The 26743-nt window shown below is 69.4% G+C and carries 21 protein-coding genes and 4 pseudogenes; 15 read left to right on the top strand and 10 right to left on the bottom strand.

The features are described 5' to 3' along the window. Positions 1-78: 78 nt before the first annotated feature. Both V4Y04_RS30260 and V4Y04_RS30255 read right to left on the bottom strand, forming a co-directional pair. The gene (locus tag V4Y04_RS30260) at positions 79-462 is read right to left on the bottom strand and encodes a GntR family transcriptional regulator (RefSeq protein WP_332431549.1); all 384 of its coding nucleotides are present in this window, start codon (positions 460-462) and stop codon (positions 79-81) included. Beyond that, on the bottom strand, positions 459-1217 hold the full coding sequence (locus tag V4Y04_RS30255; protein WP_332431548.1) for a hypothetical protein: 759 nt from the start codon (positions 1215-1217) through the stop codon (positions 459-461). The genes V4Y04_RS30260 and V4Y04_RS30255 overlap by 4 nt, the downstream gene beginning before the upstream one ends. 267 nt (positions 1218-1484) lie before the next feature. Between V4Y04_RS30255 and V4Y04_RS30250 the strand changes: the two genes are divergently transcribed. Further along, positions 1485-2846 carry a DUF692 domain-containing protein gene (locus V4Y04_RS30250; protein WP_332431547.1) on the top strand — a complete coding sequence of 454 codons (1362 nt, stop codon included), beginning with the start codon at positions 1485-1487 and terminating at the stop codon, positions 2844-2846. Between the two features lie 166 nt (positions 2847-3012). Then, entirely contained in the window at positions 3013-3909 is an 897-nt protein-coding gene (locus tag V4Y04_RS30245; protein WP_332431546.1) for a TIGR04222 domain-containing membrane protein, read from the top strand. A gap of 372 nt (positions 3910-4281) precedes the next feature. Here the strand turns inward: V4Y04_RS30245 and hemQ are convergent, their stop codons facing one another. Both hemQ and hemG read right to left on the bottom strand, forming a co-directional pair. Beyond that, the gene (hemQ, locus tag V4Y04_RS30240; RefSeq protein WP_332431545.1) at positions 4282-5013 is read right to left on the bottom strand and encodes a hydrogen peroxide-dependent heme synthase; all 732 of its coding nucleotides are present in this window, start codon (positions 5011-5013) and stop codon (positions 4282-4284) included. A 5-nt stretch (positions 5014-5018) separates the two neighbouring features. Continuing rightward, a pseudogene (gene hemG / locus V4Y04_RS30235) lies at positions 5019-6478 on the bottom strand (protoporphyrinogen oxidase). A 156-nt stretch (positions 6479-6634) separates the two neighbouring features. Here hemG and V4Y04_RS30230 point away from each other — a divergent pair. Then, complete coding sequence (locus V4Y04_RS30230; protein ID WP_332431544.1) at positions 6635-7705, top strand: DUF4349 domain-containing protein; 1071 nt, start codon at positions 6635-6637, stop codon at positions 7703-7705. A 22-nt stretch (positions 7706-7727) separates the two neighbouring features. Further along, the gene (locus tag V4Y04_RS30225; RefSeq protein WP_332431543.1) at positions 7728-9203 is read left to right on the top strand and encodes an FAD-dependent oxidoreductase; all 1476 of its coding nucleotides are present in this window, start codon (positions 7728-7730) and stop codon (positions 9201-9203) included. A gap of 24 nt (positions 9204-9227) precedes the next feature. On the opposite strand, the gene V4Y04_RS30220 is transcribed toward V4Y04_RS30225, so the two are convergent. After that, on the bottom strand, positions 9228-9623 hold the full coding sequence (locus V4Y04_RS30220) for a hypothetical protein (RefSeq protein ID WP_332431542.1): 396 nt from the start codon (positions 9621-9623) through the stop codon (positions 9228-9230). A gap of 132 nt (positions 9624-9755) precedes the next feature. Here V4Y04_RS30220 and V4Y04_RS30215 point away from each other — a divergent pair. Continuing rightward, a pseudogene (locus V4Y04_RS30215) lies at positions 9756-10554 on the top strand (rhomboid family intramembrane serine protease). A gap of 647 nt (positions 10555-11201) precedes the next feature. Continuing rightward, entirely contained in the window at positions 11202-11603 is a 402-nt protein-coding gene (locus tag V4Y04_RS30210) for an SMI1/KNR4 family protein (protein WP_332431541.1), read from the top strand. 41 nt (positions 11604-11644) lie between these two features. On the opposite strand, the pseudogene V4Y04_RS30205 reads toward V4Y04_RS30210, so the two are convergent. Beyond that, positions 11645-12024 (bottom strand): annotated as a pseudogene (locus tag V4Y04_RS30205) (IS6 family transposase); the annotation flags it as partial. A 173-nt stretch (positions 12025-12197) separates the two neighbouring features. Here V4Y04_RS30205 and V4Y04_RS30200 point away from each other — a divergent pair. The 4 genes and pseudogenes from V4Y04_RS30200 to V4Y04_RS30195 all read left to right on the top strand — a co-directional run bounded on the left by V4Y04_RS30200 (position 12198) and on the right by V4Y04_RS30195 (position 14194). Continuing rightward, the gene (locus V4Y04_RS30200) at positions 12198-12905 is read left to right on the top strand and encodes a nitroreductase (protein ID WP_332431540.1); all 708 of its coding nucleotides are present in this window, start codon (positions 12198-12200) and stop codon (positions 12903-12905) included. A 54-nt stretch (positions 12906-12959) separates the two neighbouring features. Next, positions 12960-13067 (top strand): CoA transferase, encoded by a 108-nt coding sequence (locus V4Y04_RS37875; protein WP_443080211.1) that lies wholly within the window; start codon positions 12960-12962, stop codon positions 13065-13067. Between the two features lie 53 nt (positions 13068-13120). Next, positions 13121-13809 (top strand): annotated as a pseudogene (locus V4Y04_RS37870) (CoA transferase). Then, a complete protein-coding gene (locus V4Y04_RS30195) occupies positions 13751-14194 on the top strand; it encodes an aldehyde dehydrogenase family protein (protein WP_332431539.1) in 444 nt (147 codons plus the stop codon). Before V4Y04_RS37870 ends, V4Y04_RS30195 begins: the two are co-directional and overlap by 59 nt. 31 nt (positions 14195-14225) lie before the next feature. Here V4Y04_RS30195 and V4Y04_RS30190 read toward each other — a convergent pair whose 3' ends face one another. Continuing rightward, on the bottom strand, positions 14226-15848 hold the full coding sequence (locus tag V4Y04_RS30190) for a helix-turn-helix domain-containing protein (RefSeq protein ID WP_332431538.1): 1623 nt from the start codon (positions 15846-15848) through the stop codon (positions 14226-14228). Positions 15849-16183: 335 nt separating this feature from the next. Between V4Y04_RS30190 and V4Y04_RS30185 the strand changes: the two genes are divergently transcribed. Both V4Y04_RS30185 and V4Y04_RS30180 read left to right on the top strand, forming a co-directional pair. Then, positions 16184-17419: an FAD-dependent oxidoreductase gene (locus V4Y04_RS30185; RefSeq protein WP_332431537.1), complete on the top strand. Its 1236-nt coding sequence runs from the start codon at positions 16184-16186 to the stop codon at positions 17417-17419. 13 nt (positions 17420-17432) lie between these two features. Continuing rightward, on the top strand, positions 17433-17894 hold the full coding sequence (locus V4Y04_RS30180; RefSeq protein ID WP_326755493.1) for a MaoC family dehydratase: 462 nt from the start codon (positions 17433-17435) through the stop codon (positions 17892-17894). A gap of 69 nt (positions 17895-17963) precedes the next feature. Here V4Y04_RS30180 and V4Y04_RS30175 read toward each other — a convergent pair whose 3' ends face one another. Next, entirely contained in the window at positions 17964-19511 is a 1548-nt protein-coding gene (locus tag V4Y04_RS30175) for an acyl-CoA synthetase (RefSeq protein WP_332431536.1), read from the bottom strand. A 14-nt stretch (positions 19512-19525) separates the two neighbouring features. Then, positions 19526-20926 carry an MFS transporter gene (locus V4Y04_RS30170; protein ID WP_332431535.1) on the bottom strand — a complete coding sequence of 467 codons (1401 nt, stop codon included), beginning with the start codon at positions 20924-20926 and terminating at the stop codon, positions 19526-19528. A gap of 278 nt (positions 20927-21204) precedes the next feature. Between V4Y04_RS30170 and V4Y04_RS30165 the strand changes: the two genes are divergently transcribed. Together V4Y04_RS30165 and V4Y04_RS30160 are read left to right on the top strand one after the other, a co-directional pair. Continuing rightward, positions 21205-22257, top strand: a complete 1053-nt coding sequence (locus tag V4Y04_RS30165) for a maleylacetate reductase (RefSeq protein WP_332433043.1) — start codon at positions 21205-21207, stop codon at positions 22255-22257. Further along, a complete protein-coding gene (locus V4Y04_RS30160) occupies positions 22254-23213 on the top strand; it encodes a dioxygenase family protein (protein WP_332431534.1) in 960 nt (319 codons plus the stop codon). The genes V4Y04_RS30165 and V4Y04_RS30160 overlap by 4 nt, the downstream gene beginning before the upstream one ends. A 1238-nt stretch (positions 23214-24451) precedes the next feature. Here V4Y04_RS30160 and V4Y04_RS30155 read toward each other — a convergent pair. After that, complete coding sequence (locus V4Y04_RS30155) at positions 24452-25336, bottom strand: LysR family transcriptional regulator (protein ID WP_332431533.1); 885 nt, start codon at positions 25334-25336, stop codon at positions 24452-24454. Between the two features lie 186 nt (positions 25337-25522). Here V4Y04_RS30155 and V4Y04_RS30150 point away from each other — a divergent pair, with 186 nt between their 5' ends. Further along, positions 25523-26704 carry a CaiB/BaiF CoA transferase family protein gene (locus V4Y04_RS30150; protein WP_326755486.1) on the top strand — a complete coding sequence of 394 codons (1182 nt, stop codon included), beginning with the start codon at positions 25523-25525 and terminating at the stop codon, positions 26702-26704. The last annotated feature ends 39 nt before the right edge of the window (positions 26705-26743 follow it).

The following is a 26743-nucleotide window of genomic DNA, read 5'->3' as shown; positions in this document are numbered from 1 at the left end:
ATACCACCTCATCCGTATACCAGGCGCGCTACGGCTGGGACCTCAGGACCACGGGGGTCTTGGCCGTCTGTGCCGTCTTCAATGGGGGTCGAGACTCGCGAGGGCATGACGGATGGCCGCCAGAGCCTCCTCGTTCGAGGCACCGAGCTGTCCGGCGGCAGCCGCGTATGTGCGTGCGTGTTCCGCGAGCCTCGCCTTGCTGTCGGTGGCGGCCGCCGGGGCGATGACCTGGGTACCGGAACCTCGGCGGGTCCTGACGAGGCCCGCGCTCTCCAGTTCGCGGTAGGCCCGGACCACGGTGTTGTTGGCCAGCCCGAGGTCGGAGGCCAGCTGGCGCACGGACGGCAACCTGTCTCCCTGACGCAGTCGGCCGACGGAGATCAGATCGGCCAGCTGCGCGCGGACTTGCTCGTAGGGCGGGACCGGGGACGCGTGATGCACGCGGATGGCCTGCGGTGTCACGGCCGAGCCTTGACGTAGGCCTGCGGCAGCAGCAGGACGCACAGGCAGTGACACGCGGTCAGGGCGGAGGTGAGGGCGGTGAGAGCCAGCCCCCACAGAGCCGCGTCCTTCACCCCGCCCCCGCAGGACAGGCTCAGCACCACGACGCCCATCGTCGAGGAGACGGCGAAGAGAGGAGCGCTCACCACCATTCCCCAGGCACCGATCGCCGCCCGGACTCCGGCGCGGCGTTGATCGTCACTTCGGGACTGCACGGTGATACGGCGCACGAGCACCGCGCAGGCAACGGTACCGACGGTGAGACCACCGAGAATCGGCCAGGCGTAGTACGGGCCGGGCCAGGGCGAGAGCAGTTGCGTACCCGCCGGGCAGGTGACCACCACAGCACGGCGTGCGCGGCCGTCAGCATCCGTCGAGGCCGTCGCGGCCGCGACGATCAGGAGGCCGGTCAAGACGACGGCCTGCCCCATCAACGCAGCGGTCAGGGCACGGGGGGCGTGGTCCCGGATTCGGCGCGGTGTCACATCAGCCACTCGTACCCAGCCCTGACTCGGACGGGCGATCACATCGGATGCGTACACGCCGAGCATGACGAACAGGCCGAAGACGGAAAACCCGTACAGCAGATCCACATCGGGCTCAGGACTGTAGGAGACCAGCGCGTTGACAGCCACACCGGTCGCCGCACCGGCCCATCGCACGGGAGTCTCGAGCCCTTCCCGCCACGTGACTTCCTTTCCCGCGGCAGCAGACATGCCGGCGTCTCCCCCTCTCGCAAGGTGTATCAACCAATTGACACAATCGCTTAGGGGAATGAACTGTGTCAAGGGGTCGACACAGTTGGCCGGAGTACCAGTCATCGCCGCACGGCGCCCTCCGCCGGACCGCGTGAAGCTCAAATGTTCCTCTGAAGGCGACCCGGGCCGGGTTCGGAGGCGTCGTTCGGGGTCATACCCCCGTCACGTCCGCACGGGCGTCCGGCGGGGGCCGACAAGGTGGCCGGTGGAGGAGGGGGAGAGCACATGGAGCGACTCGGGACGGGGATCGGGTGGCGGCCGGAGATCGCCGGGGACATCGAGCGGATGCCGGGGATCGACTGGGTCGAGGTGGTGGCCGAGAACGTGTGTCCCGGGCATGTCCCCCAGTCGCTGCTGCGACTGCGCGAGCGCGGGGTGACCGTCGTGCCGCACGGGGTCGCGCTCGGGCTCGGCGGGGCCGAACGGCCGGACGCGGGGCGGCTGGAGGCGCTCGCCGAGCGGGCCACGGCGCTCCGGGCGCCGCTGGTCACCGAGCACATCGCGTTCGTACGGGCGGGTGGGCCGCTCAGCGTCTCCCCCCGGCTCGAGGCCGGTCACCTGCTGCCGGTGCCGCGCACCAGGGACGCGCTCGACGTGCTGTGCGAGAACGTCCGGATCGCCCAGGACGCCCTGCCCGTACCGCTCGCCGTGGAGAACATCGCGGCGCTGTTCTCCTGGCCCGGTGAGGAGATGTCCGAGGGCCAGTTCCTGTACGACCTGGCCGACCGCACCGGCGTACGGCTGCTCATCGACGTGGCCAATCTGCACACCAACCACGTCAACCGCGGCGAGGACCCGGCGAAGGCGCTCGCCGAACTGCCCCTGGAGGCCATCGCGTACGTCCATGTCGCGGGCGGCGTCGAGCGGGACGGTGTCTGGCACGACAGCCACGCCCACCCCGTGCCCCGGCCGGTACTGGACATCCTCACCGACCTCGCCTCCCGGGTCTCCCCTCCCGGCGTACTCCTGGAACGGGACGAGAACTTCCCCGAACCGGGCGAGCTGGAGCGGGAGCTGACGTCCATTCGGGATGCGGTGGAGAAGGGGGCGGCCGCGCGGAGCACGGCACAGGCGAAGAGCTCCGGCTCCCCTTCCCACTCCGACTCCGGCTCCGGCTCCGGCTCCGGCTCCGGCTCCGTAAGGGAATCCGGCTCCTGCGAGCCCGCGCGGCAGCGGGTCGCGCTCGCCCAGGCGGCGGTGCTGTCCTCGCTGGTCGCCGGGACGCCCGTGCCCGAGGGGTTCGACCGGGTGCGGATGGCCGTGCAGGCGCGGGCGCTCGCCGCGAAGCGGGCGGATGTCGTCGCCAAGGTGGCGCCCGAGTTGCCGGTGATGCTCGGCCGGCGCTACCGGGCGGTCTTTCTCGCCCATGCGCAGAAGTGGCCGATGACCGGGGGGTACCGGCAGGACGCCCTGGACTTCGTCGAGCAGTTGCTGCTCGCCTCCGGGCAGCGGGAACGGCAGGACGAGCAGGTGCCCCTGCGGGAGTTGCGGGAGTGGTGGCTCGAGCGGTCCGGGCCGGTGCCGCGGTCGCGCCGGCCCGTGGTGCGGCTGGCGCGCGCCACGCGGCGGGTGCTGCTGCGGCGTTGAGGCCGGAGCACGCGCGTCGGAACGGGGCCCGTCTCCGGCACCCGGCACCCGGCACCCGGCACCTGGCACCTGGCCGGTCAAACGGAACATCACATGCAGACAACACTCCGTCCGGATGGTGAACAGGGCATGGTGCTTCCGGGACCGTGTCGTTTACAAACAAGTCATGCTCTGGGTGCTCCTCCTGCTCGTCTCATGGGCTGTCGCCGGCGTCGCGTGCACACGGTTGTGCCTGGCCGCCGTCCGCGCGGCGGCCGTCCACGACGTGGGTACGGCCGATGGCGGGGGGCATGATCTGACGCTGTACGAGACGGCGTTCCTGTCCGGCGGCCCTCGGCGGGTCGCGGATGTCACCCTGGTCGCGATGGCGCGTCAGCACCGGCTGCTGCTGGCCCGCACCGGCTGGGCGACCGTGGTCGATCCGCTCGGGCGGGACGACATGGAGCGGTCGGTGATAGGGGTCATCGGGCCGGAGGGCCAGTCCCCCATCGCCCCGGTGCGGGCCGCCGCGGCGGCGACGGACGCGGTGCGCGGCCTCGCCGACCGGCTGGAGCGGGCCGGGCTGGCCGTGCCCGACGGCGCGGCCACGACGATCACCGACGGCACACGGCGGGTACGGATCGCCGCGCTGGCCGTGGCCGGACTGGGCGCCACCGCGCTGCTGTTGCCGGCCGCGTCGTACCTGCCGCGCCATCTGGTCGCCCTGTGGTTCGCACTGCCGCTGACGCTGACCCTGAGCTGCCTGGTCATCGCGCGGATAGAGGTCCCCCCGTACGCCCTGTGGGCCTCTCCGGCCGGTCGGCGTCTGCTGGGCCCCCTGCCCAGGGCCGGAGCGCGCGTCACCGCCGCCGGCGACGACCGTACGTACCTCACGTCGGTGGCCGTGCACGGCATCCGCGCGGTCGGCGAGCCGGATCTGCGTGCGGCCTTCGCGCACCACGAGCACCGCGAACACCGCCCGGGTCACGCTCCGGGGCACCGTCCGGGCGACGCCTCCGGCCGTCACCGCACGGAGGGCGACCCCGGTTCCGACCCCGGTTGCGGGGGCGCACGGGAGCACTGACGGCGACACCCGCCGACGGTGCTTGCCCCGCCCCGCCCGCCGGACGAAGCATCCCTCGGGTCGACCGCCTCGGTCGCCGTGCACCGGGGGAACACGACGAGAACTGCCGTCGTCCACGCGGCCGCCGGGTCCTTGCTGCTCACTATCCTGGCCGTCGCGCCGGCCGGCAGCTCCACCGCCGCACCGGATGCCACCGCCGCCCGGAGCCGGAAGCGCGTGCGGTCGCGTCGGCAGGGAAGGCGGCGCCCGCCCGGCCGACTGCCTGATCGAACTCGACCAGATCAGGCTCGACCAGACCTGATCAGGCCTGGTCGATCCTGATCGGGCCCGCCCCGTTCGAGAACAGGCGGGCCCGGTCACCGTCACACTCGCTCAGGCGAGGCCCGCGACGAGTTCCGCGATGTCCTTGCGGCGGCCCGTGTAGAACGGGATCTCCTCACGGACGTGCATCCGCGCCTCGGAGCCGCGCAGGTGCCGCATGAGGTCGACGATGCGGTACAGCTCGTCGGCCTCGAAGGCGAGGACCCACTCGTAGTCGCCGAGCGAGAACGAGGGGACCGTGTTGGCGCGCACGTCGGGGAAGCCGCGGGCCATCTTGCCGTGGTCGGCGAGCATGCGGCGGCGGTCCTCGTCGGGCAGCAGGTACCAGTCGTAGGAGCGCACGAAGGGGTACACGCTCACGTACGCGCGGGGCTCCTCGTCGGCGAGGAACGCCGGGATGTGCGAGCGGTTGAACTCGGCGGGCCGGTGCAGCGCCATGTTCGACCACACCGGCTCGAGGGCCCGGCCCAGCCTGGTGCGGCGGAAGAGGTTATAAGCCTCCTGGAGCTGGTCGCTGCTCTCCGCGTGCCACCAGATCATCAGGTCGGCGTCGGCGCGCAGACCGGAGACGTCGTACGTGCCGCGAACGGTGACGTCCTTGGCGGCGAGCTGGTCGAACAGCTCCTGGACCTCGTCGGCGTACCCGGCGCGGTCCTCGGGCAGCACGTCCTTCAGCTTGAAGACGGACCAGAGGGTGTAGCGGATGACCTCGTTCAGGTCCTTGGCCAGCTTGCCCTTGTTCGGGATCCGGTCGGGTGCGGGGGTGGTGGCGTCGTCGCTCATGTCCCTTATTCTCCTGCTCCTCCGTAGAGGGTTTTCACCGGGTGGCGGTGACGTCCCGCACGTCGTGCGGGACGTCACCGTGGATCTGGTCGGCGGCGTCGTACGCGCTCGCGATGCACGCGGGGATACCGACGCCGTCGTAGGCCGCGCCGCACACGGCCAGACCCGGGAGGGCGGCGAGGTGCTCGCGGACGCGGGCCACGCGCGCGTGGTGGCCGACGGGGTACTGGGGCAGGCCGTCCTGCCAGCGGGTGACGCGGGTGGCGACCGGGGTGGCGTCCAGGCCGGTGGCGGCCTTCAGGTCCTGCCGGGAGACCTCCACGAGGCCGGCGTCGTCGCGGTCGAGGATCTCCGTCTCGCCGTGCCGGCCGACGGAGGTGCGCAGGATGGTGAGGTCCGGGTTCTCCTCGTCGATCCAGCCCCATTTGCGTGAGGCGAAGGTGGCCGCCTTGATGGTGCGGCCGTCGACCGGCGGCACCAGGAATCCGCTGCCCGCGGGGAGATCGGTCTCCGCGCGGCGGTAGGCGAGCGTGATGAGCGCCATGGAGGCGTACTCGACGCCGGCCAGCTCGGCGGCGGCGCCGGGCGCCTCGGCGCGCAGCAGCCGAGCGGCGGCCGGGGCGGGCACGGCGACGACGACCGCGTCGGCGTACAGCTCCCGTTCTCCGGTGACGACCCGCCAGCCGCCGGCCGGCTCCCGGCGCAGTTCGGTGACCGGGGCGCCGGTGCGGATCTCCCCGCCCCGGGCCCGCACCGACTCGGCGACGGCGAGCGGAAGGGTGCCCACGCCGCCCTGGATGCCCATGAACACCGGTCCGGTCTGCTGTGCGGTGGCGGCCCCGGCCTGGATCTCGCGGACGCCCTCGGTCAGGGAGGTGTGCGTGCGCGCGGCCCGGAACAACTGGGGGACGGCGGAGCGCATCGAGATGCGGTACGCGTCGCCCGCGTACACCCCGCCCAGCAGGGGCTCGACCAGCCGGTCGACGACCTCGCGGCCGAGCCGGGCCGCCACGTACGCGCCGACGGCGATGTCGTCGCCGACCTCGGTACGGGGCAGCTCGGCGTCCTGTCCGATCCGGGCGAGGCCCTCGTCGGAGAGCACCCCGGCCAGGGCGGCGGCGGTGCCGGGGACGCCCATGACGTGCCCCTTGGGCATGGGGCGCAGGGCGCCGCGGGTCCACAGCGACGCGGTCGCGGTGGCCGGGGGCTGCAGCCGGTCGGTGAGGCCCACCTCGCGGGCGAGGGCCACCGCCTCCGGGCGGCGGGCCAGCATCGACTCGGCGCCCAGGTCCACGCGCGCGCCCGCGATCTCGCCGGGCAGCAGCTTGCCGCCGACCCGGTCCGAGGCCTCCAGCACGGTCACCCGCACCCCGCGCCCGAGCAGCCGGTGCGCCGCGGCCAGTCCGGCGATGCCGGCCCCCACGACGACGACCCGCTGCCCCGCACCCGTGTGTGATCCGCTCATGACTCCACCCTCTCAGATGCCGTCGGCGGTCCCACCAGGGCCATACGGCCCTCCCGAGTCCCTAACGTGACCTCTTCGGGACCATTCCGCGCCATCGTTCCACCGTCCTCCGGCGTCGAAGGAACGTCATTGGTCACGAACCCGGGGGGAACCCGCATGCGCACACGACGATCCGCACGGCCGGCACACGCCATGACGGGCCTACTACTGGCCACGGCCCTCGCCCTGGCCGGATGCAGCGGCGCGGGCGAGAGCGGCGGCTCCAGCGCCTCCGCCGACAAGGCCGCCGTCGCGCCGGCCGACGCCCAGGGGGGCACCGAGGAAGGGGCGAAGGGAGGGGCGGCGCGGGACGAGGCCGCCGGCAGCTCGGCAGACGGCTCGCCGGACGACTCGCCGGCGACGGCGCCGCCCGCGGACAGGGGCACCGCCACGAGCCACATCATCCGCACCGTCTCGCTGACCGTGCGGGTGAAGGACGCGCCGACGGCGCTGGCCGAGGCGCGCACGACCACCGAGAACGCGGGCGGCTACGTCGGCGACGAGAACACCCGTCAGGACGAGGAGGGACACGAGCTCACGCGCGTGGTGCTGCGCGTGCCCGTCGATAAGTACGACAAGGTGCTCGCGGACCTCGAGGGCTCCGGCAAACTCGTCGAACGCAGCGCGAAGGCGGAGGACGTCACCGACCAGGTCGTCGACGTCGAGAGCCGGATCAAGACGCAGCGGGCCAGCGTGGTCCGGATCCGCGAGCTGATGGACCAGGCCACCCGGCTCAGCGACGTGGTCACCCTGGAGGGCGAACTCAGCACCCGCCAGGCCGACCTGGAATCCCTGCTCTCCCGGCAGGCGTCCCTGAAGGACCGCGCCAGTCTGGCCACCGTCACCCTGACCCTGTCCGAGGCGCAGGTGGAGCGGAGCACCAAGGACGACGACCCGGGGTTCCTGGACGCGCTCGCGGGCGGCTGGGACGCGTTCGTGACCATGTTGCGCTGGCTGGCGGTGGCGATCGGCGCGGCGCTGCCGTTCGCGGCTCTGGCGGCCCTGCTCGCACTGCTGTGGCTGAAGGCCGTACGCCCCGGGCTGACCCGCCGCGCACAGCCGGCGCCCGCTTCCCCTCCCGTTCCCGCATCCCCTCCCGTTCCCGCGGCCCGGCCCTCGACCGCGCGTACGACGGCCCGGACTCCGGACGAGACCCCCGAGGAGGCCCCGGGGCCCGATACGAAGTGACCGGTCCCCGTAGCGTGGTCGTATGACCACGAGCACCAGCACAGGGACGAGCACGGACGCGGGTACGGGTACGGGCGGCAGCGCGGGCCCGGCCGCGAAAAAACCGGAACGCCTGGTGGTGATCGGCGGCGACGCCGCGGGGATGTCCGCGGCGTCGCAGGCGCGCCGGTTGAAGGGGCCGGACGAGCTGGAGATCGTGGCGTTCGAGCGCGGGCGCTTCACGTCCTTCTCGGCCTGCGGCATCCCCTACTGGGTGGCCGGTGACGTCGCCGGACGCGACGAGCTGATCGCCCGCACGCCCGAGGAGCACCGCGCGCGGGGCATCGGCCTGCGGATGCGCACCGAGGTCACGGAGATCGACCCCGGCCGGGGACGGGTGCGCGCGCGGGACCTCGAGTCCGGCACCGAGTCCTGGACGTCGTACGACAAGCTCGTGATCGCGACCGGCGCACGGCCGGTCCGCCCGGAACTGCCCGGCATGGACGCCGACGGTGTGCACGGGGTGCAGACCCTGGAGGACGGTCAGGCCCTGCTCGACACGCTGGCGCGCACGACCGGCCGCCGCGCGGTGGTGGTCGGGGCGGGGTACATCGGCGTGGAGATGGCCGAGGCGATGATCAAACGCGGCTACGAGGTGACCGTCGTCAACCGCGGCCGGGAACCCATGGCGACCCTCGACCCGGACATGGGACGCCTGGTGCACAAGGCGATGGAGGGCCTGGGCATCACCATGGTGAACGACGCCGGGGTCACCGGACTGCTCACCGGGGACGACGGCAGGGTCCGGGCCGTGGCCACACCGGACGCCGAGTACCCGGCGGACGTGGTGGTGCTCGGCATCGGGGTACGGCCCGAAACGGCTCTCGCGCGGGCGGCGGGACTGCCCCTGGGGGAGCACGGCGGACTGCTCACCGACCGGTCGATGCGGGTCCGCGGGTACGAGAACATCTGGGCCGGCGGCGACTGCGTGGAGGTGCTCGACCTGGTCTCCGGGCAGGAGCGGCACATCGCGCTCGGCACGCACGCCAACAAGCACGGCCAGATCATCGGCTCGAACGTCGGCGGCGACTACGCCACCTTCCCCGGCGTGGTCGGCACGGCGGTCAGCAAGGTCTGCGACTTGGAGATCGCACGCACCGGTCTGCGGGAGAAGGACGCCCACCGCGCGGGACTGCGGTTCGAGACGGTCACCATCGAGTCGACCAGCCGCGCGGGCTACTACCCGAACGCCTCGCCCATGACGGTGAAGATGCTCGCCGAACTGCGCACGGGACGCCTGCTCGGGGTCCAGATCGTCGGCCGGGAGGGCGCGGGCAAGCGCGTCGACATCGCGGCGGTCGCCCTCACCGCCGGGATGACCGTGGAGCAGATGACGATGCTGGACCTGGGCTACGCCCCGCCGTTCTCCCCCACCTGGGACCCGGTGCTGGTGGCGGCCCGCAAGGCCACCGCGAAGATCCGTGCCACGGCGGGCCGGCCGTCGCCGCGTACGTCCTGACAGCAGCCCTCCCGCGCGGTCCCGCTACGCGGTCCCGTTGATCCGTTCGATCGCCTGCCGCGCCTGCTCCGCCGGAGGCCGCGCATGGTCCGTCGCGGGCCGGGGCGGCAGGGACGACACGGAGGCACTGGTGCCGCCGGTACCGGCGAAACCGGCCGCACCGGTGCTGCCCGCCCCCGCGCTCACGGCCGCCGGCGGCTGCTCCCCCGCCGGCTTCGCGTGCGCGGCGGCGGCCCGTGCCGAGCGCAGACGGTGGCCCACCGCCTCGTCCAGTGTCACCGGCCGCTTCATCTGGGAGGCGAGCCGCCCCGCCTCCTGGCCGAGCCGGGCGACGTCCTCCCAGGAGAGGCGCACCACGAGCGTGAGTTCCGCCTCTCCGTCGGGCAGCGCCTGCATCGCAGTGGTCACTCGGTCGTTCATGGCCCGTTCCTCACGTCGGCCCCGCGGCCCCTTCCCCGCGCCGCAGGCAGTTGGGAAGGGATACGCGGGGCCGGACGGCGGTGTTCAGCGGGGCGGCGGATTCACCGGCGGCGGCAAGGGCACAAGTGGGACGTGGTCATCCCCGTTCATGACGTCACCTACGCGCTGCTCGCCGCGAACTTCGTCGTCTTCGTGTTCTTCACGCCCGGTGTCGTCGGCTCGCTGACGGGCAGTGGGGGCAGTCTCTCGGAACTGTGCGATCTCCAGGCGTTCCTGGACCGGTACGCGGCCGTGCCGCAGGAGCTGATCCACCACCACATGCCACGTCTGGTGCCCACGGGCGGGACAGGGGTGGGCCCGCAGGGGCCGGGATGTGTGGTGGGGCCGCCGACCTACGACAAGTCGCCCGAGCTGAGTGTGCTCACGGCGATGTTCCTGCACGGCGGCTGGCTGCACCTACTGGGCAACCTGCTCTTCCTGTGGATCTTCGGCAACACAATCGAGAACCGCATGGGCCATGTGCGGTACCTGCTGTTCTACCTGCTCTGCGGGTACGCGGCCGCATACGGATTTGCTCTCACCAACCCCGACTCCCCCGCTCCCTTGATCGGCGCCTCGGCGCCATCGCCGGCATCCTCGGCGCCTACCTGGTCCTCTACCCGAAGGCACGCGTCTGGGTCCTCGCCCCCCCCTCCTGATCTTCCTGCCGCTGCGGCTGCCGGCCTGGATCGTCCTGGGCCTGTGGTTCGCGCTGCAGGCGGTCTACTCGTCCGGCGCTGGTGTCACCGGCGCCGGAACGGTGGCGTACGTGGCCCACGTGGTCGGCTTCGTCGTGGGCATGCTGCTCGCCTGGCCCCTCAAACCGGGCACTCCCCCACCACCCGAACCGGGCGGCATCCGCTTCGGAGGCCAGACGCGACGGGCCTGGTAGGGCCATATGCCAGGGGCCGGGCAGCGCAAGAGAAACCTGAAGAATTTTGCGTAAGCAACATGTGCGTTACCGAGCCGACCGTCGATCGTTGATCGATTCAACCACTTGCATGTTTTGCCAGATCTTCGAGCCTCTGGCAGGACTCATGCTGACCCATTGCCGACTTTCCTGACGCCCCGTCAGGCAAGAAGCGCCCCACAGGAGTCACACCGAGCCCATCCATCACGGCTCGGAGTGGAGGCCCCCAGGGGCTCACAGCCGAGTCCGACGGGGCCCCCGAGCACCCCACGTCGAAGGTGCCGCATCACAAGGCGGCGCGGAACATAGCCGGAGTTCCCCGGTCAGCCAAACCGGCGATACTCCGCATCATTCTCCTACCTCGACCAGGCCGGTCGTCCGTCTTGGCGAATGGCCCTCGGGCCCCGATGAGTGCCTCACCGAATGGAAAGGACTGGGACGTCGTCGTCCAGGGTCTGACCACTTGCTGGAACTCCGGTCCGGTGGAAGGACGGGTCAATCACATCAAGATGATCAACGCCAGATGTTCGGACGAGCGAAACTTCCCCTCCTTCGGAAGCGGGTCCTGTGCACCGCAGCTTGAGGCAGCCACCGCCACCAGGCATGACCGGCCTTGATAGAACGGCCTCATGAGTTCGAACGACGACCAGATCGCGCAGGCGGAGCGCCGCTTCGGAGTCCGATTTCCCGAGGACTACCGCCACTTCCTGGCCACGGAGGGGAGCATGGCCCGGTTCATTCCTCCTGCGGACGACTTCCTGATGATCAATGCCATTGCGGAGCTCATCGAAGTCAATGAGGCCGGCGACTTCCAGGAACGCTTCCCCGGGAGCGTCGTCGTCGGCGGGGACGGAAGCCGCGAAATGCTCACCTACGACTTTCGGCAGGAACCCCCGCTTCTGGTCCTGCTCGACGTCTCCGCTCAGGACTGGTCGTCCGCCATCCACCAGGCAACTTCCCTCTCTGCCCTGCTCGAGCAGTTCCCCGAAACCGGATGGAAAGGGGACGACTCTGAGCCCTCGCCCTCCTGACAGGCATCCTCACGGAATTTGCGCCTGATCCCCCGGCATTGCTTCTTCATCGGCTTGGCCGGGAACCGCCTCGCGGCCGCCGCGTCGCGCCGGAACCGCACGAGGATGTCCAGCACGTTGCCGTCCTGATCGACCGCGCGCCACAGGTAGCGCCGCACCCAGTTGACCTTCGCGAAGACCTCGTCGAGGTGCCGCTCGTCGTCGGCCCGCGGCCGGCGGCAGCGCAGCCCGGCGGCGTACTCGGGCTCGAACCGGGCGCACCATTGCCGGACCGTCTCGTGGGAGACGATCACGCCGCGGGCGACAGCAGCTCCTCGACCTCGCGGAAGGAGAGTGGGAAGCGGTGGTACAGCCACACCGCGTGCGCGATGATCTCCGCCGGGTGCCGGAAACCCTTGTACGACGGCGGCGCGGCCTCCATACTGCCCCTCCCCGGACCCGGCGGGCCAACCCGAAGATCACCGTACCGGCAAGCCCGCAACCAACCTGACAATGCCGCAGCGCTCCATCCTGGATGCCCTGTCCAACAGTTCGATTGGGTTTCGTACGTTCCAGCCGTCGTTTCGGTTGTGATCGGTATCGCATAGTCGAGAGGTGCCAAACCAGAGCCCTGTCATTGCGGACACCCTTGACCACCAAACCCTCGATCGACTCATGTCGGAGCGGTACAGCTGCCGGGCTTTCCTGCCTCAGCCAGTACCCGAGGAGACGATCCGGAAGATCCTGACTACCGCCCAGAAGACCGCCTCGTGGAACAACATGCAGTCGTGGGGGGTACATCTCACCTCCGGCGAAGGTACCGAGCGCTTCCGTAAAGCACTATCGGAGCACGCCGCCACCGGCGCCGAGCACCGCCGCGACATCCCGGGCCCCCGTGAGTATGCCGGTGTCTACCTGGAGCGTCGCCGCGCCTGCGGCTTCGGCCTCTACAACGCCGTCGGCGTAGAGCGCGGCGACAAAGTGGGCTACGCCCGTCAAACCGGACGCAACTTCGTCTTCTTCGACGCTCCGCACCTCGCGGTCATTACCTGCGAGGAAGCGCTCGGTCCCTACAGCGCTGTCGACTGCGGAGGGTATGTCGCCAACTTCATGACCGCCGCGGCTTCCCTCGGTGTCGCGTCGATCGCCCAGGGGGCGTTGGGGGAATACGCCGACTTCATCCACGACCACTTGGGCATCCCAGACACCCGCCAGGTTGTTTGCGGCATCTCGTTCGGCTACCCCGACCGGGACCATCCGGCCAACTCGTTCCGCACCGACCGCGCCGACCTCTCCGAAGTCGTCACGTGGGTCAACGAATAACGTGACCGCGCATGCGGTGCCACTTGAGGGGGTCGTCGTCGACCTGAGCCGGGCCTGGCCGGGCCGGGCCGGGCCGGGCCGCAGGCGATGGTGATACCTGCCGACCTCGGGGCACGCGTGATCAAGGTCGAATGCCCCGAGGGCGACGACTCCCGGCGTTGAGGCCCACCCTTCATCGGCAACGCCGATGACCCGATCGCCGCCTACTACCTGTCGTGCAACCGCAACAGGAGTCGGTCACCGCCGACCTCAAGAGCGAAGACGGGAGACAGTTCCTGGAGGCGCTGGTTCGCGTCGCGGATCTCCTCACCGAGAACTTCCGTCCAGAGGTCCTCCCTCAGCTTGGATTCAGCGAGGAGCGGTTGCGTGCGCTCAACCCCGAGCTGATGACTGCTCGCTCACCGGATTCGGGCACGACGCTCCGGAGAGCCAGCGGGTCGGCTACGACCAGAGCGCCCAGGACGAGGCCGGGCTGGTGAGCATCACCGGCCCCCGCGGTGAGCCGACCAAGCTCCGCGTCCCGATCAGCGACCTGCTCATCGGCATGAACGGAGCCCTCGGCATCCTCACCGCGCTCTTCGAACGAGCTCGAACGGTCGGGCCCGGACAGTGCGCGCGAGCCTGCAGGCCAGCATCGTCGGCGTCCACTCCTACCAGGCACTCACTACACCGTGGCCGGGCAGATCCCGGTAGGCGAGGGCAATCGCCATCCGTCGATTGCGCCCTACGGCTCTTCGAGAGCGGTGACTCACCACTGCAGATCGCGTGCGGCAACGACTCGCTGTGGCGCCGTCTGTGCGAGGTGGTTGGGACCGACGCGCAGGATCCCCACTTCGTCACCAACTGTGACCGCGTCACTCACCGTGCCCAGATCATCAAGCTACTCAACGCCCAAGCTTCGTGAAGCGCCGACCGCGCACTGGCTCGAGTTCTTTGAGCAGGTCGGCATACCGGCCGGTCTCGTGCGCACCTCGGCGAGGTGTACGAGTGGGACCGGAGACCTTGAGGGCTTCTTCCAGGCGCCCACGATCCTCGCCGGCGTGGAGAATTCCTGGCGCGTTGCGCGTGAGGTCTTCGCTTCGGTGCTTGCGGTCCTCCCGCGGCGTGAGAGGGACGAGGCCATCACCACCGCGCGCCGCGTCGAGTCCGGTTGGGTCCAGGTCACCCAGGGCGGCGGGCAGGTCGTTGGCCAGCCCTGGGGCGAGTGCAAGGACTCTGGCATCGGACGGGTGTTCGCGATCGAGGGCTTCACCCAGACCAAGCGGATCAACGTCAAGTTCGCCGTCTGAGGCCGCGGGCATCGTCGGTCCCTCCGTTGGTTCATCCCTTGTCGAGGAGGTGGGCGCGGGCTGCGTCCTCCTCCACGACAGGGAAGAGCCGCAGGGCCAGAGTGACGAAGAAGCGCGCCTCGGGATCGTCGAGGTCGACCTTGAGCAGCTTACCGATCCGCTCGATGCGGTAGCGCAGCGTATTCACGTGGACCTGGAGCGCCCGCGCGGTATCGGCGATGCGTCGGTCACGCTCCAGGTAGACGCGAAGGGTGTGGGTCAGGTCCGACCCGCTGGCTGCATCGGCTTCGAGCAACGGGCCGAGGGTCTCGCGCACCGTGCCGCGAAGTGCCTCGACGCCGCCTATGTGGGCGAACAGGCGGTACATGCCCAGATCCTTGCTGGCGACCAGGTTGCGACCGCTGCTCGAGAACGCAGCCACTTGTCGGGCGAAGATCGCCTCCTTCACGGCCGCCGGGTAGTCGTCCGCGCCCCGGCAGACGGGACCAAGTCCTGCCTTCACCTGGTTGGGTCGACATGCGACCAGCAACTCGTTGATCTGCGCAGGAAGCTTCCTTTCCGCGTCCTGATCGGACACCGGCCAGAGCAGGAACGCCGCGCCCTTGTACGTCGTCGCCTGCCCACTGAAAGTCCGCGACCGCATCTCGCGCACGATCCGGTCCAGCAAGGGGCGACCGATGGGCTCCTTGGCGCTGATGCTGATCACCGCCCGAGGGACCTTCATGTCCATACCCAACAGTGCGGAGCGGCTCCAAAGCCGGCTGAGCTCGTCGGTGTCTGCGGTGAGGAGGCTGTGGACGAACTGGTCGGTGAGCCGGATCTCGGTCTCCATCGAGGCGCGCTGACGGGCGAAGTCGAGACCGACGACCTGTGCAAGGGTCCGCAGCGCCGACTCGGGGAGCCCGCCTTCTGCGGCGAGCTGCGCCTGTTCAGCGCCGGGGATGGGAACATGCAGGAGGGGAGGTTTCGTGGCGCCCTCGGAGATGTCGGAAGCGTGTTTCGCCGGCCCGGGTGTCGGAAGCCCGGCCACCCGCACGCGCGGGCCGAGGATGTCCGAAGTACCCTCCAATGCGACGTCAGCAGACTGGCCGCGCAGGAGGGCCAACGAGAGTGCGTCGACCGCCCGGTGGAACCGAGTTGCCGCCGCAGCTCGCTCAGCCTCGGCGCGCAGGTCCCTGAGCTGCTGGGCGATGCCGGCAACGCCGATGGCCATCCGCAGCTCCGCCTCCGCGAACTCGCGTGCCGTGCGGGAAATGAGGACCACGACACCGCGGCTGCCCTCGCCGGGGATAGGTACGCCGGCTGCCGAGACGACGCCTTCGCGCCTGAGGAGCTCACGCCGGGAAGGAGGAGTGGACGTCTCGCGGAGGTAGTCCAGCAGGGCCACGGGCTCGCCCTGTGTGAGCACCATGCCGATGAGTCCCTCGTGGGCACTCATCCGCAGACTTCGGTGGGTCTCGGGCTGAAGGAAACCGGAGACGGCCTGGATGGTGACTTCGTCGCCCTCGACATCCATCCAGACTGCAGCGTCGACGCCGAGCATGGAGCGAGCCGCAACGAGAGCGGACGCGGGCACTTCCCGGGCGGTCGTCGTCTCGGCGATATCGCGTACAGCGATGAGGACATCGGCCGCGGACAACTCAGATGTCGGCATGTATGGAGAATACGACAAGATGCAGATCCTTGGTCTGAACCAACCGAAGCGGGAGATCCGAATCCCGGATGCCTGCTCCGTGTTGGCCTACTGGGCCGGGAACCGCCGGCGTCAGCTCGGCGGACCGCTCCGCCTTCGCGGCTTGGATCCGGTGCCCGGCGTGCGGGACCACATGCAGCTCGGCGTGGGCAGGCACTCGGTGAGGCAGTAGCCGCGAGTGGGGAATCGCGCGCTGTTTGACCGACTGGGTGTCGGACGAAACACACGAGGATCGGCTCATTTGCCGGTCGGATCGAACATAGTGCGGTCGGGCCTCGAGGCCGCAAGGTTGGGGTATGAATGACGCCACCTCACCCGCTGCTGTACCTGAGGTCCTTCCGCTCGTCGTGGTGGGAGCCGGCCCAGTGGGCCTGGTCGCCGCGCTCGCTGCCCGCCATCACGACCTCCCGGTGGTCGTGGTCGAAGCGGAGCCCGAGGACCGCATCCGACCCGGAAGCCGGGCCACGTTCATCTTCCGTGAGTCCCTGGACCTGCTCGAGCAGATCGCGCCCGGTGTGACCGAGCCCCTCATCCAGCAGAGCCGCTCATGGCTGGACCTGCGGACCACCTACGCCGGTCGCGAGGTTTATTACCGCCGCTTCCCGGCGGCGAAACCGGGACGCTTCGGCATCAGCCTTTCGCAGAAGGACCAGGAGGTCGTGCTTCTGGACCGCTGCCGACGCGAAGGCGTCGAGTTCCGCTGGGGCAACGGCCTCACGGATCTGGCCACGGATACCGAAGGCGTCACCCTGACCCTCGCGGATGGATCGCCGGTCCGCGCCTCCTACCTCCTGGCTGCGGACGGAGCCCGATCGACCGTCCGCAAGGCGCTCGGCATCACCATGGACGGCGGACGCTCGGATTCGAGCTTCATCATCGTGGACGTCAAGGATGTCCCGGACAACCCGATGTCACTGACGCGCACCTTCCACTACCGCCATCCCGCAGTCGGCGGACGCAACGTCCTCGTGGTTCCCTTCGGCGGTGGCTGGCGCTTTGATCTCGAGTGCAACCCCGGGGACAATGTCGAGGCCCTCTCGTCCGAACCGGGCTTGAGCCAGTGGATCACCGCGATCGCCGGCCCCGGGTACGCCGACGGCCAGATGTGGTCCTCGACCTACCGCTTCAACCACTCGGTGGCCTCGGCCTTCACTGACACCAACTCGCGGGTGCTGCTCGCGGGGGAAGCGGCGCACCTCTTCCCGCCGTTCGGCGGCGGTCGGGGCCTGAACTCGGGCATCCCGGACGCCCTCTTCGAGATCGAGGCGATCGCCGATGCCCTGGCGGCTGGCGACACGGCAAAGTCCGCCGAGATCATCGACGCCATCGCGACCGAGCGACGAGACGCCGGCCTTGCCAACCGCGATGCGGCCGCGGCCGCCCTGGTCCACATGGAAGGCCGCGGCCTCTGGAACCGCACCAAGCAGCGGATGGCCGCTCTCATCGCACCGCATTACGAGCGCGCCGGCAGGTGGCTGGACCGTGCCCCGATGGGCCCGACCGCACCCGTCAGCCAGCGCTCCCGCTTCTGACAAGGACACACGGATGCGACACATCGACGGCCTTGATGGACTGCGCTCCCTCGTCGGGGAGCGAATCGGCGAGAGTGCCTGGGTCACGATCGACCAGGCTGCGATCAACACTTTCGCTGACCTCAGCTACGACCACAACTGGGTCCATACCGATCCCGAGCGTGCGGCGAGCTCGCCGTTCGGCAGCACGATCGCTCACGGGGGCCACTCGCTGGCCATCATCGGCGGGTTGCTGCAGCAGATCTTCCGGGTGGACCGGACCCGACTGATCCTCGCCTACGGCTTCGAGAAGGTCCGCTTCCCCGAGGCAGTGCCGTCCGGGTCGAAGCTACGCCTCGTCGTCGACCTCGCGGAGCTGCGGGAGCCGACGGCGGACGCGGTCGACGCCGTATGGCGGTGTGTGGTCGAGGGCGATGGCTTCGCCCGTCCGGCGTGTGCCGCCGACATGCTGATGCGCTACTACGGCGAGGCGTGAGCGACACTGCCCCAGGCAGACCACGAGGGGGTCGGTGCCGGTTCCGGCACCGACCCCCTCGTTCATTCGTCACTTGTGCAGCAGTGCCCGGATCCCGGGCTTGTCGAGCTTCCCAGTCGCATTCCGCGGCATCGTCGCAACGATCTCCAGCTGTCGCGGCAGTTTGTAGCGGGCGATCTGGGTGCCTGCGTACTCGCGAACCCGCTCCAGGGTGACCTCGGCTCCTTCGGTCAGGCAGCAGACCGCAACGACCGTCTCACCCCACTCCCTGTCGGGCATCCCCACCACCGCCACGTCGCTGACGCCCGGCACAGCGCGGAGCACGCGCTCCACCTCTGCTGGGTAGACGTTCTCGCCGCCGGTGATGATGACGTCCTTGATGCGGTCGATGATGAAGAAGTAGCCGTCCTCGTCCTCATAGCCGATGTCGCCCGAGTGGAACCAGCCCTCGTCGTCGAACACGGCCGCGGTCGCAACGGAGTCCTCCCAGTATCCAGGGGTGACGTTCGGCCCGCGTACGACCAGTTCGCCCGGCGTCCCGGGCTCGACGAACTCTCCGGTTGCGGGGTCGACGACGCGTACCTCGGTGTAGGGCATGGGAACACCCGCCGAGCCGGGCTTGTCGAGCGTGGCCTCCACGGGCATGTGGGTAGCCGTCGGAGCGAATTCCGTGGCGCCCCACGCCTGCTGGATCGGCACCCCGCGTTCGGCGAACCGCCTGATCTGCTCGGGTGGCACCGGCGCGCCGGAGACGACGAGAGTCCGCAGACCTGACAGGCGGGACCACGCGTCCGGCACCGCCTCGAGCGCGTCAAGCATCGTCGGCACCGCGAACGTCGTCTTGACCTGGTAGCTCTCGATATCGTTGAGGAAGTCGACCGGGTCGAAGCGGCGTCGGATGAGGACCGTCCCGCCCCGGACCAGCGACCGCAGCGTGAAGCTGTTGAGCGCGCCGATGTGGAACAGCGGGGCGCCCGCGAGCGTGACGTCGCGACGCTGGGTGTCCATTCGGAGATCGGTGTTGAGCGAGTTCCACCACAGATTTCCGTGGGTCAGGACAATGCCCTTCGGTCGCCCGGTCGACCCGCTGCTGAAGAGGATGACAGCCGGATCGTCGAAATCCCGCGAGATCGCGGGCCCCCAGGCGGTCGCCGCCTTGGTCAGCTCACTCCAACTCTCCCATCGGCGCCGGCCCGCCTGCGCAGGCGCCTCCGGATCGTCATCGACGAGCAGGAGTGCCTTCAGCGCCGTCTGGTCCTTGATCTCATCGATCGCGTCGACGTACGCGCCTTCGCCGACCAGAACCGTGGCACCGCTGTGCTGGAGGGCTGACCGGAGCTCGGGGGCCGTGAGCCGGAAGTTCAACGGGACATAGATCGCTCCGAGGCGCATCGATGCGAGCATCGTGACGATGTAGGCGGAGCTGTTCATGCCGAGGTAGGCGACTCGGTCGCCGGCCGCGATCCCGTGCTCGGCGAACACGGACGCAGCGCGCGCTGCGCGGTCCTCGAGCTCTCCGTAGGTGAGGTTGCCGCCGGCGTAGATGAGCGCGCTCGAGTCACGGAAGTACTTCGCGTTCCTGCTGACCGACGTGGCGGGGTTGATGTCTGCATGCATGGTGATGTCCCGAGTCACTGCTGGACCTCGCGGCGAAGGATGGCTTCGGCCTGGGCGTCGCCGGCGAGACCCGGCGGCGCCGGAAGGGGATCGGAGGCGGATGCTGTATCGGTCGCCGGGGTGTGCAGGTCGTCGAGGCTCAGTCGCGACGTCTCTCGCAGCGCCAGGACGCAGCCGATCGAGATCAGGCAAAGCACCGCCATGATGATCGAGACCATCAGCGGGCCGCCACTGAAGGAAACGACAGAGGCGAAAACGCCGGGGGCGAGGCCGCCGCCGATGGCCGAGACCTGGAAGCCGAGCGAGGCGCCGGTGTACCGGTACCGCGTCGGGAAGAGCTCGGCGTACAACGCCGCCAGCGGGCCGAACCAGCACGACAGGAGAATTCCCTGACCGACGACGACCGCCAGCACGAGGAGGGCAGTCGAGCCGCTGTCGATGAGCGGGAACAGAACAAAGGACCAGATGGCCAGTGAGCCGGCGCCGGCGGCGACGAGGGCGCGGCGACCGAAGCGGTCCGAGAGCCCGCCGGCGATGAGAGTGGCGATCACGGCGACCACTGACGACGTCGTCAGTGCATTGAGCACGGTCTGCCGCTCGAACCCGTGGTTGACGGCGTAGGCGATGACGAACGTCGTCAGAGTGGCCTGGGAGACGAAGTAGCCGACCCCCATACCGATCGAGAGGGCGAGGTTCTTCGGGTGGTGCCGCAGTACGTCCAGCAACGGCAGACGGGACGGGGCCGACTTGACGGCGCCGGTGAACGCAGGCGGCTCATCGAGCCGCAGCCGCACGACCAGGCCGATCACCAGCAGCACCGCGCTGAACAGGAATGGGATGCGCCACCCCCAGCTGATGAACTCGGCATTGCTCATCGCCCCCGAGCACAGCGTCAGGATCGCGGTCGACAGCACCATGCCGCTCGGAGCTCCGGCGTTACCGAAGCTGGCCCAGAGGCCGCGGCGGGAGGTGGCATGCTCGGCCGCCATCAGAACGGCGCCGCCCCACTCGCCGCCAACGGCGATGCCCTGGATCACGCGCATGAAGACCAACAGCACCGGGGCCCACGCGCCGATCGATGCATAGGTCGGGAGCAGGCCAATGAGCGTGCTGGCCACACCCATAATTGTCATGCTCAGGACCAGCATGCGCTTGCGGCTGACTCGGTCACCGAAGTGGCCGAAGATCACGCCGCCCAGCGGCCGGGCGATATAACCCGCCGCCAGCGTGCCCAGACTTGCGATCGTCGCCAGTGCGGGGCTCAGGTCTGAGAAGAAGACTTTATCGAAGACCAGTGCCGACGCCGTGGCGTAGAGCAGGAAGTCGTAGTACTCGATGGTGGTGCCCAGATAACCGGACACGACGGCCAGGCGTAGTTGCTGACGCTGGCTCTTTACAGCCGCGGTTGTTCCCATGTAGGGGTCCCCTCTTAAAACAATCAGCCAGCGTGACGGCAGTCACAACTGATGCACGACAACAATGAGGGCAGGCACTCGCGGGAAGCGACGTACAGACCGGACGAAAGCTGCCTCGCGGATTGGCCATTACATACAGCCAGGCGGCTGGCTCTCCGATGGCACCACGTGCAAGCACGTATGGCTGGACGCTTCGTCCAAGGATTCGGCAGGGCTTCGGAGAGTCGGACCCTCGCCGGTGTCATCACCTGTGTCCAATAATCGCGAGAGTGGAATCCATGAAATTCACTCACGAGTCCCTTCCCCAGCGCGTCACCTTCGCCTCCGGTGAGGCGGCGACTGCGGTCAAGGCCGAAGTCGAGGCGCTCGGCGCTTCGAAGGTCATGCTGATCGCGTCCGACCGCGAAAAAAAGCTGGCCGACCCGATCGCAGAGGTACTGCCGGTCGCCCTTCGGCACGACGAGGTCGTGATGCATGTTCCGGTCCAGGTGGCCGACCGCGCGCGTGACGCCGCGGCCACCGCCAAAGCGGACGTCCTCGTGTCGGTCGGTGGAGGATCGACCACGGGGCTCGCAAAGGCGGTCGCGCTGACTGCGGGCCTGCCGATCGTGGCGGTGCCGACGACGTACGCCGGATCCGAGGCCACCAACGTGTGGGGGCTGACCGACGGTGAGACGAAGACGACCGGTGTGGACCCGAAGGTCTTGCCGGCCTCTATCGTCTACGACGCTACGCTGCTCACGACGCTGCCGGGCGACATGACGGTTGCGAGTGGTTTGAACGCGCTCGCGCACTGCGTGGACGCGATGTGGGGCCCCCGGATGGACCCGATCGACCAGGCCATGGCGCAGGAGGCGATCCGTGGCCTTGCGGCCGGGCTACCGCGGGTGAAGGCCGACTCGGCGAGTGTGGAGGGGATCGAGCAGACGCTCTATGGTGCCTACCTCGCGGCGGTCGCGTTCGCGTCCGCCGGCAGCGGGATGCACCACAAGATCTGCCACGTCCTGGGTGGGATGTTCGACCTCCCGCATGCCCAGACTCACGCGGTCGTGCTGCCGTATGTGTTGGCGTTCAACGCACCCAACGCGCCGGAGGCGGAGCGGCGTATCGCGGCGGCGTTCGGATCTGCGACCGCCTCCGAGGGGCTGCGCGCGTTGCGGGAGCGGCTGGACGCGCCGCGTGCGCTCAAGGACTACGGCCTGCCCGCGGACGGCGTCGCCAAGGCCGTCGCCCCGGTGCTGGCGGCGATCCCGGCCAACAACCCGACCCCCGTCACCGACGAGAACCTGACCGCGCTTCTGCGCGCGGCCTGGGAAGGAGCCGAGCTATGACCACCGCCGCTTCCAAACAGCGCGCGCAGGTGAACCCCAAAACTGCGGGTGCGGATGCCCGCGGCACGATCTTCCGAGAGGTGAGCCCGGAGCAGCAGGCCGTCGAGCAGCAGCTCGTCGACCATGTGGTGGCGTCCTTCGAGGCGTGTGAGGACCCGCGGCTGAAGGAGTTGATGGTCGCCCTCGTCAAGCACCTGCATTCCTTCATCCGCGAGGTGCGGTTGACCGAAGAGGAGTGGGGGGCCGCGATCGACTTCCTCACCAAGGCCGGGCACATCACCGACGACGTGCGCCAGGAGTTCATCCTCCTCAGTGACACGTTGGGTGCGTCGATGCAGACCATCAACGTCAACAACGCCGCCTATGCCGATGCCACCGAGGCAACGGTGTTCGGGCCGTTCTTCGTCGAGGACTCCCCCGCCATCGACAACGGCGGGGACATGGCATTCGAGGCACCGGGTGAGCCGTGCTGGGTCGAGGGCACGGTCACCGACACCGACGGCAACCGGCTGGCCGGGGCGCGGATCGAGGTGTGGGAGGCCGACGAGACCGGTCTGTATGACGTGCAGTACGACGCGGGGAAGCGGGCCGCGCGAGCGCACCTGTTCACCGAGGCCGACGGCAGCTACCGCTTCTGGGGGCTCACCCCGACGCCGTACCCCATCCCCGACGACGGGCCGGTCGGCAGGATGCTCGACGCCGTCGGCCGCTCCCCGCTGCGCGCCTCGCACCTCCACTTCATGGTCAGCCACGAGGGCGCCCGCACGCTGGTGACCCACATCTTCCCCGAGGGTGACCCGATCGGGTGGAAGGACACCGTCTTCGGCGTCAAGCAGTCGCTGATCAAGAGGTTCGAGCCCCAGGCTGCCGGCACCCCGACCCCCGACGGACGCGTCATTGACGGCACCTGGTCACGCGTCCGGTTCGACATCGTCCTCGCACCCGCAGGAGTGTGACGCGGGAGTGTGAAGATGTCAGATCTCCGCGGCGTGTACGCGGCGGACTCTGTTCGCCACACAGCTGCGCTGCTCGCCGTCCCACTCGACGTTCGTGCCGGCGACCGGTCGTGGACCGCAATGATCGGCGCTCGCGTCGCCCGAGCCCGTCGTCGACGCAAAGCTGTGCGCCGGTGTCGTCAAGCGGCGCGGAGCCGAGCTCGTCGATCTGCGCCGACGTCGGCATGGATCAACCTGGACTGATTCCGGAACTATGCCGATTAATTCGCTGTCGCGAGTGCGGTGATGGCCAGGTCGCGGTGCCGCAGCACCTGGCTGATATCGGTCAGCAACACCCCGCGGGTCAGCATCTGTCGGGCCGGGGCGTGACTGTTGACAGTGCTGGAGAGGTGTGGTCCCACCAGGGGCATGCCGACACGTCGGCATGCCCGCTCCACGACGTCCCCGAAGAGGTCCGCGCGGGCACGACGAGCACGACAGGTCAGGAACAGCCTGCGCGGTGCTGGGTCTGTTGCAAGTCGCGCGCCGACCAGGTAGCCGGCCACCGCCTGCCCGACCTCCGTGGCAGCGTCATCGCGTCGCGACGGCGGGCCTTGCTGCGGATGGTGGCCTCACCGGCCCGCCAGTTGATGTCCCCCGACTCCACCGGCAACTTCGATCGAGCGCAGACCAAAGCCGGGCAACCAGGGTGATGATCGCGAAGTCACGTACCCCACCTGGCGTGCCACGGTCGCAACTGTCCAGCAACGCCTGGACGCCGTCGGCTGAGACGGTCGGCGGGAGGCCGGTGTGATGCCTAGCCGGCCACTGGCGGGATCGTCGCCGCCAACGGGGTGGGGGTGAGCCCGCGCAGGGACAGGTAGCGCAACAGCGCACGGAACTCGGCGACTCGGCCCTTGGCCGCGCCCATGCTGCAGCGATCGCACTCGGCCAGGAGGAAGGAACTGAGTCCAGCGCCGGTCAGGCCTGCCAAGCGGAGGTCCCGGCATCTCGCTGGGCCAGGAACTGCCGCGCGATGTTCTCATACCGCAGCATCGACGCGTCCCTGTTGACCGAGGAAGCGTCGGCCTGGACCGCTCCGCGCTGGTGCCCCGAAGAACTGCCGACGGGTTCTTGACCCGGAAGACCTTCGGCTCCTGGGACCCCGCCGCGTCTTCGACCCCACTGCCACCCGGAAGCGGAGCCGTACCGTCGCCGAGACCTCGTCACCGTTACTGAGTGGCACGGCCGGGTGGGCATCAGGCATCACCGAGGTTTGCCCTTGCCTGACGAACAATGGCGTCGCTGACGGCGGCGACTTCCGCGCGACGCAAGTTGGCGGGGCGGCCGGTCATCCAGTAGCTGAGGTTCGCAACCGCCTCGTTCTCGAGAACTGGTACTAGGTCGCGATGTCGTCGGGCGAAGTACACGGGCAGAAGGCCTACCCCGGCTCCAGCCGTTACCAGGGCCACCTGTGCCGCGACGCTTGTCGCTCCTAGGAGTCCCGGCCGGCCCGGGAAGAACCGGTCGACGAGATCGAGGTCTGCGACCTGAAGCATCGACTCCACGTAGTAGACGGGCAGGTGACCGCGCAGATCGTCGCGGGAGTGCAGGGGGCCACGGGTTTCGAGGTAGGAGCGGGAAGCGAACAGTCCCAGCTGGTAGTCGGCAAGCCGAGTGGTGTGCAGACGGGGCGAGACCGAGCGAGTGACTCCGATGTCGAGGTCAGCGCTCGGGCCGTGAGTCGGTGTCGTCCGGGTCATCGAGATCAGCTCGAGGTGTACGTCCGGATGCGCTTTGCTGATCGTCGCCGCGGCCGGTGCCACCACCTCGGCCATGAAGACCTCCGGGGCGGTGACGCGCACCAGGCCCCGCAGCACGCGGGTTTGAGGGGCGCGGCTCAGGGAGGCGACCGCGGCCTCGACCGCCCGGGCGCCCTCGCAGGCGGTCTCGCCCAACGGGGTCAGCTCCCAGCCACCGGGCGCCTCGACGAGCAGTCGGCCGCCCATCGCAGCCTCGAGCGCTTGTACCCGCCGGGCCACCGTCGTGTGATCGACCCGAAGGTCTCGGGCGGCGGCGCTGAATGTGCGGCGCCGGGCAACGGCCAACAGCACCAGTAGGTCGTCGGTTCGCAGGTCTGCCACGCGTGCATTCTTGCAGAGTGAGTCCGCAGGGTTGGGCATTGCTCCTCGGGCCGAAGGCATATGGGATAGGCGCTGCCGAAGACTTACTAGGGCGTCCTAGCAAATTCTCGTCGCCGCGTTCTTGTCCACCTACTCTCGGGAGTCGCCGTGCCGCAGGCCCACAACATCGCGCCGTTGAGTGGAGTAGTGGTCGTCGACCTGAGCCGAGCCCTCGCCGGGCCGCAGGCGACGATGATGCTGGCGGATCTCGGGGCGCGGGTGATCAAGGTGGAGAGCCCCGATGGGGACGACAGCCGCCACTGGGGCCCGCCGTTCGTCGGCGACGACGGCATCTCGACCTATTTCCTCTCGTGCAACCGGAACAAGGAGTCGGTGACCGCGAACCTCAAGTCCGAGGAGGGTCGGTCGTTCCTCACGGCGCTGCTCCAGGTCGCCGACGTGCTGGTGGAGAACTTCCGGCCGGGGGTGCTGGAGCGGCTGGGGTTCGGCGAGCAGCGTCTGCGCGAACTGAACCCGCGGCTGGTGATCTGTTCGCTGACCGGTTTCGGGCACGACGGGCCCGAATGGCAGCGTGCGGGCTACGACCAGATCGCCCAGGGCGAGGCGGGCCTGATGAGCCTCACTGGCCCAGCCGGCGAGCCGACGAAGGTGGGTGTTCCGATCGGTGACCTGCTGGCGGGGATGAACGGCGCCTACGGAATCGTGGCCGCCCTCTTCGAACGCGAGCGCACCGGTCGCGGTCGGGTGGTCCGTGCCAGCCTGCTCTCGAGCATCGTCGGCGCTCACGCCTTCCAGGGCACCCGGTACACCGTCGCCGGTCAGGTGCCCACGGGGGAAGGGAACCACCACCCCTCCATCGCGCCGTACGGCATCTTTCGCACTGCCGATGTCTCGATCCAAATCGCCTGCGGCAACGACGCGATCTGGCGGCGCCTGTGCCAGGTGCTGGATCTGTTCGTCGAGGACCCGCGCTTTGCGAGCAACCAGTTGCGCGTTCAGCACCGCGACCGCGTGACCGCAGTGTTGGAGACCGTGCTGCGGGGGGCGCCGGCCGACCACTGGCTGAAGCTGCTCGAGCACGCGGGCGTCCCCGCCGGTCGGGTACGCACCTTGGACGAGGTCTATGCCTGGGACCAAACCCGTTCCCAGGGCCTGCTGGTCGAGGTCGACCATCCCACCCTCGGGCCGGTCGAGCTGCCCGGTCCGGCCTTGCGCTTCGACGACAACCCGTATGCCGGCGCCCGGGAGCACCACACCCATCCGCCCCTCTTGGGCGAGCACGACGACTCCGTCCGTGCGTGGCTCGGGCTGACCTCCGCTGCGTTGGACCCGGGAGACAAGCCGTGGGCATCGACGAGGCCGGCCTGAGGGCGATGATGCAAGCGGTTCGAAAGTTCGCCGAGAGCT

The sequence above is a fragment of the Streptomyces sp. P9-A2 genome, from assembly GCF_036634175.1.
GTDB lineage: Bacteria > Actinomycetota > Actinomycetes > Streptomycetales > Streptomycetaceae > Streptomyces > Streptomyces pratens.
This window is presented reverse-complemented; position numbering and strand designations above follow the sequence as displayed.

Coding starts and splice junctions, on each gene's coding strand:
- V4Y04_RS30255 (WP_332431548.1), bottom strand. CDS start 1,217: ATGTCTGCTGCCGCGGGAAAGGAAGTCACGTGGCGGGAAGGGCTCGAG.
- V4Y04_RS30250 (WP_332431547.1), top strand. CDS start 1,485: ATGGAGCGACTCGGGACGGGGATCGGGTGGCGGCCGGAGATCGCCGGG.
- V4Y04_RS30245 (WP_332431546.1), top strand. CDS start 3,013: ATGCTCTGGGTGCTCCTCCTGCTCGTCTCATGGGCTGTCGCCGGCGTC.
- hemQ (WP_332431545.1), bottom strand. CDS start 5,013: ATGAGCGACGACGCCACCACCCCCGCACCCGACCGGATCCCGAACAAG.
- V4Y04_RS30230 (WP_332431544.1), top strand. CDS start 6,635: ATGCGCACACGACGATCCGCACGGCCGGCACACGCCATGACGGGCCTA.
- V4Y04_RS30225 (WP_332431543.1), top strand. CDS start 7,728: ATGACCACGAGCACCAGCACAGGGACGAGCACGGACGCGGGTACGGGT.
- V4Y04_RS30220 (WP_332431542.1), bottom strand. CDS start 9,623: ATGAACGACCGAGTGACCACTGCGATGCAGGCGCTGCCCGACGGAGAG.
- V4Y04_RS30210 (WP_332431541.1), top strand. CDS start 11,202: ATGAGTTCGAACGACGACCAGATCGCGCAGGCGGAGCGCCGCTTCGGA.
- V4Y04_RS30190 (WP_332431538.1), bottom strand. CDS start 15,848: ATGCCGACATCTGAGTTGTCCGCGGCCGATGTCCTCATCGCTGTACGC.
- V4Y04_RS30185 (WP_332431537.1), top strand. CDS start 16,184: ATGAATGACGCCACCTCACCCGCTGCTGTACCTGAGGTCCTTCCGCTC.
- V4Y04_RS30180 (WP_326755493.1), top strand. CDS start 17,433: ATGCGACACATCGACGGCCTTGATGGACTGCGCTCCCTCGTCGGGGAG.
- V4Y04_RS30175 (WP_332431536.1), bottom strand. CDS start 19,511: ATGCATGCAGACATCAACCCCGCCACGTCGGTCAGCAGGAACGCGAAG.
- V4Y04_RS30170 (WP_332431535.1), bottom strand. CDS start 20,926: ATGGGAACAACCGCGGCTGTAAAGAGCCAGCGTCAGCAACTACGCCTG.
- V4Y04_RS30165 (WP_332433043.1), top strand. CDS start 21,205: ATGAAATTCACTCACGAGTCCCTTCCCCAGCGCGTCACCTTCGCCTCC.
- V4Y04_RS30160 (WP_332431534.1), top strand. CDS start 22,254: ATGACCACCGCCGCTTCCAAACAGCGCGCGCAGGTGAACCCCAAAACT.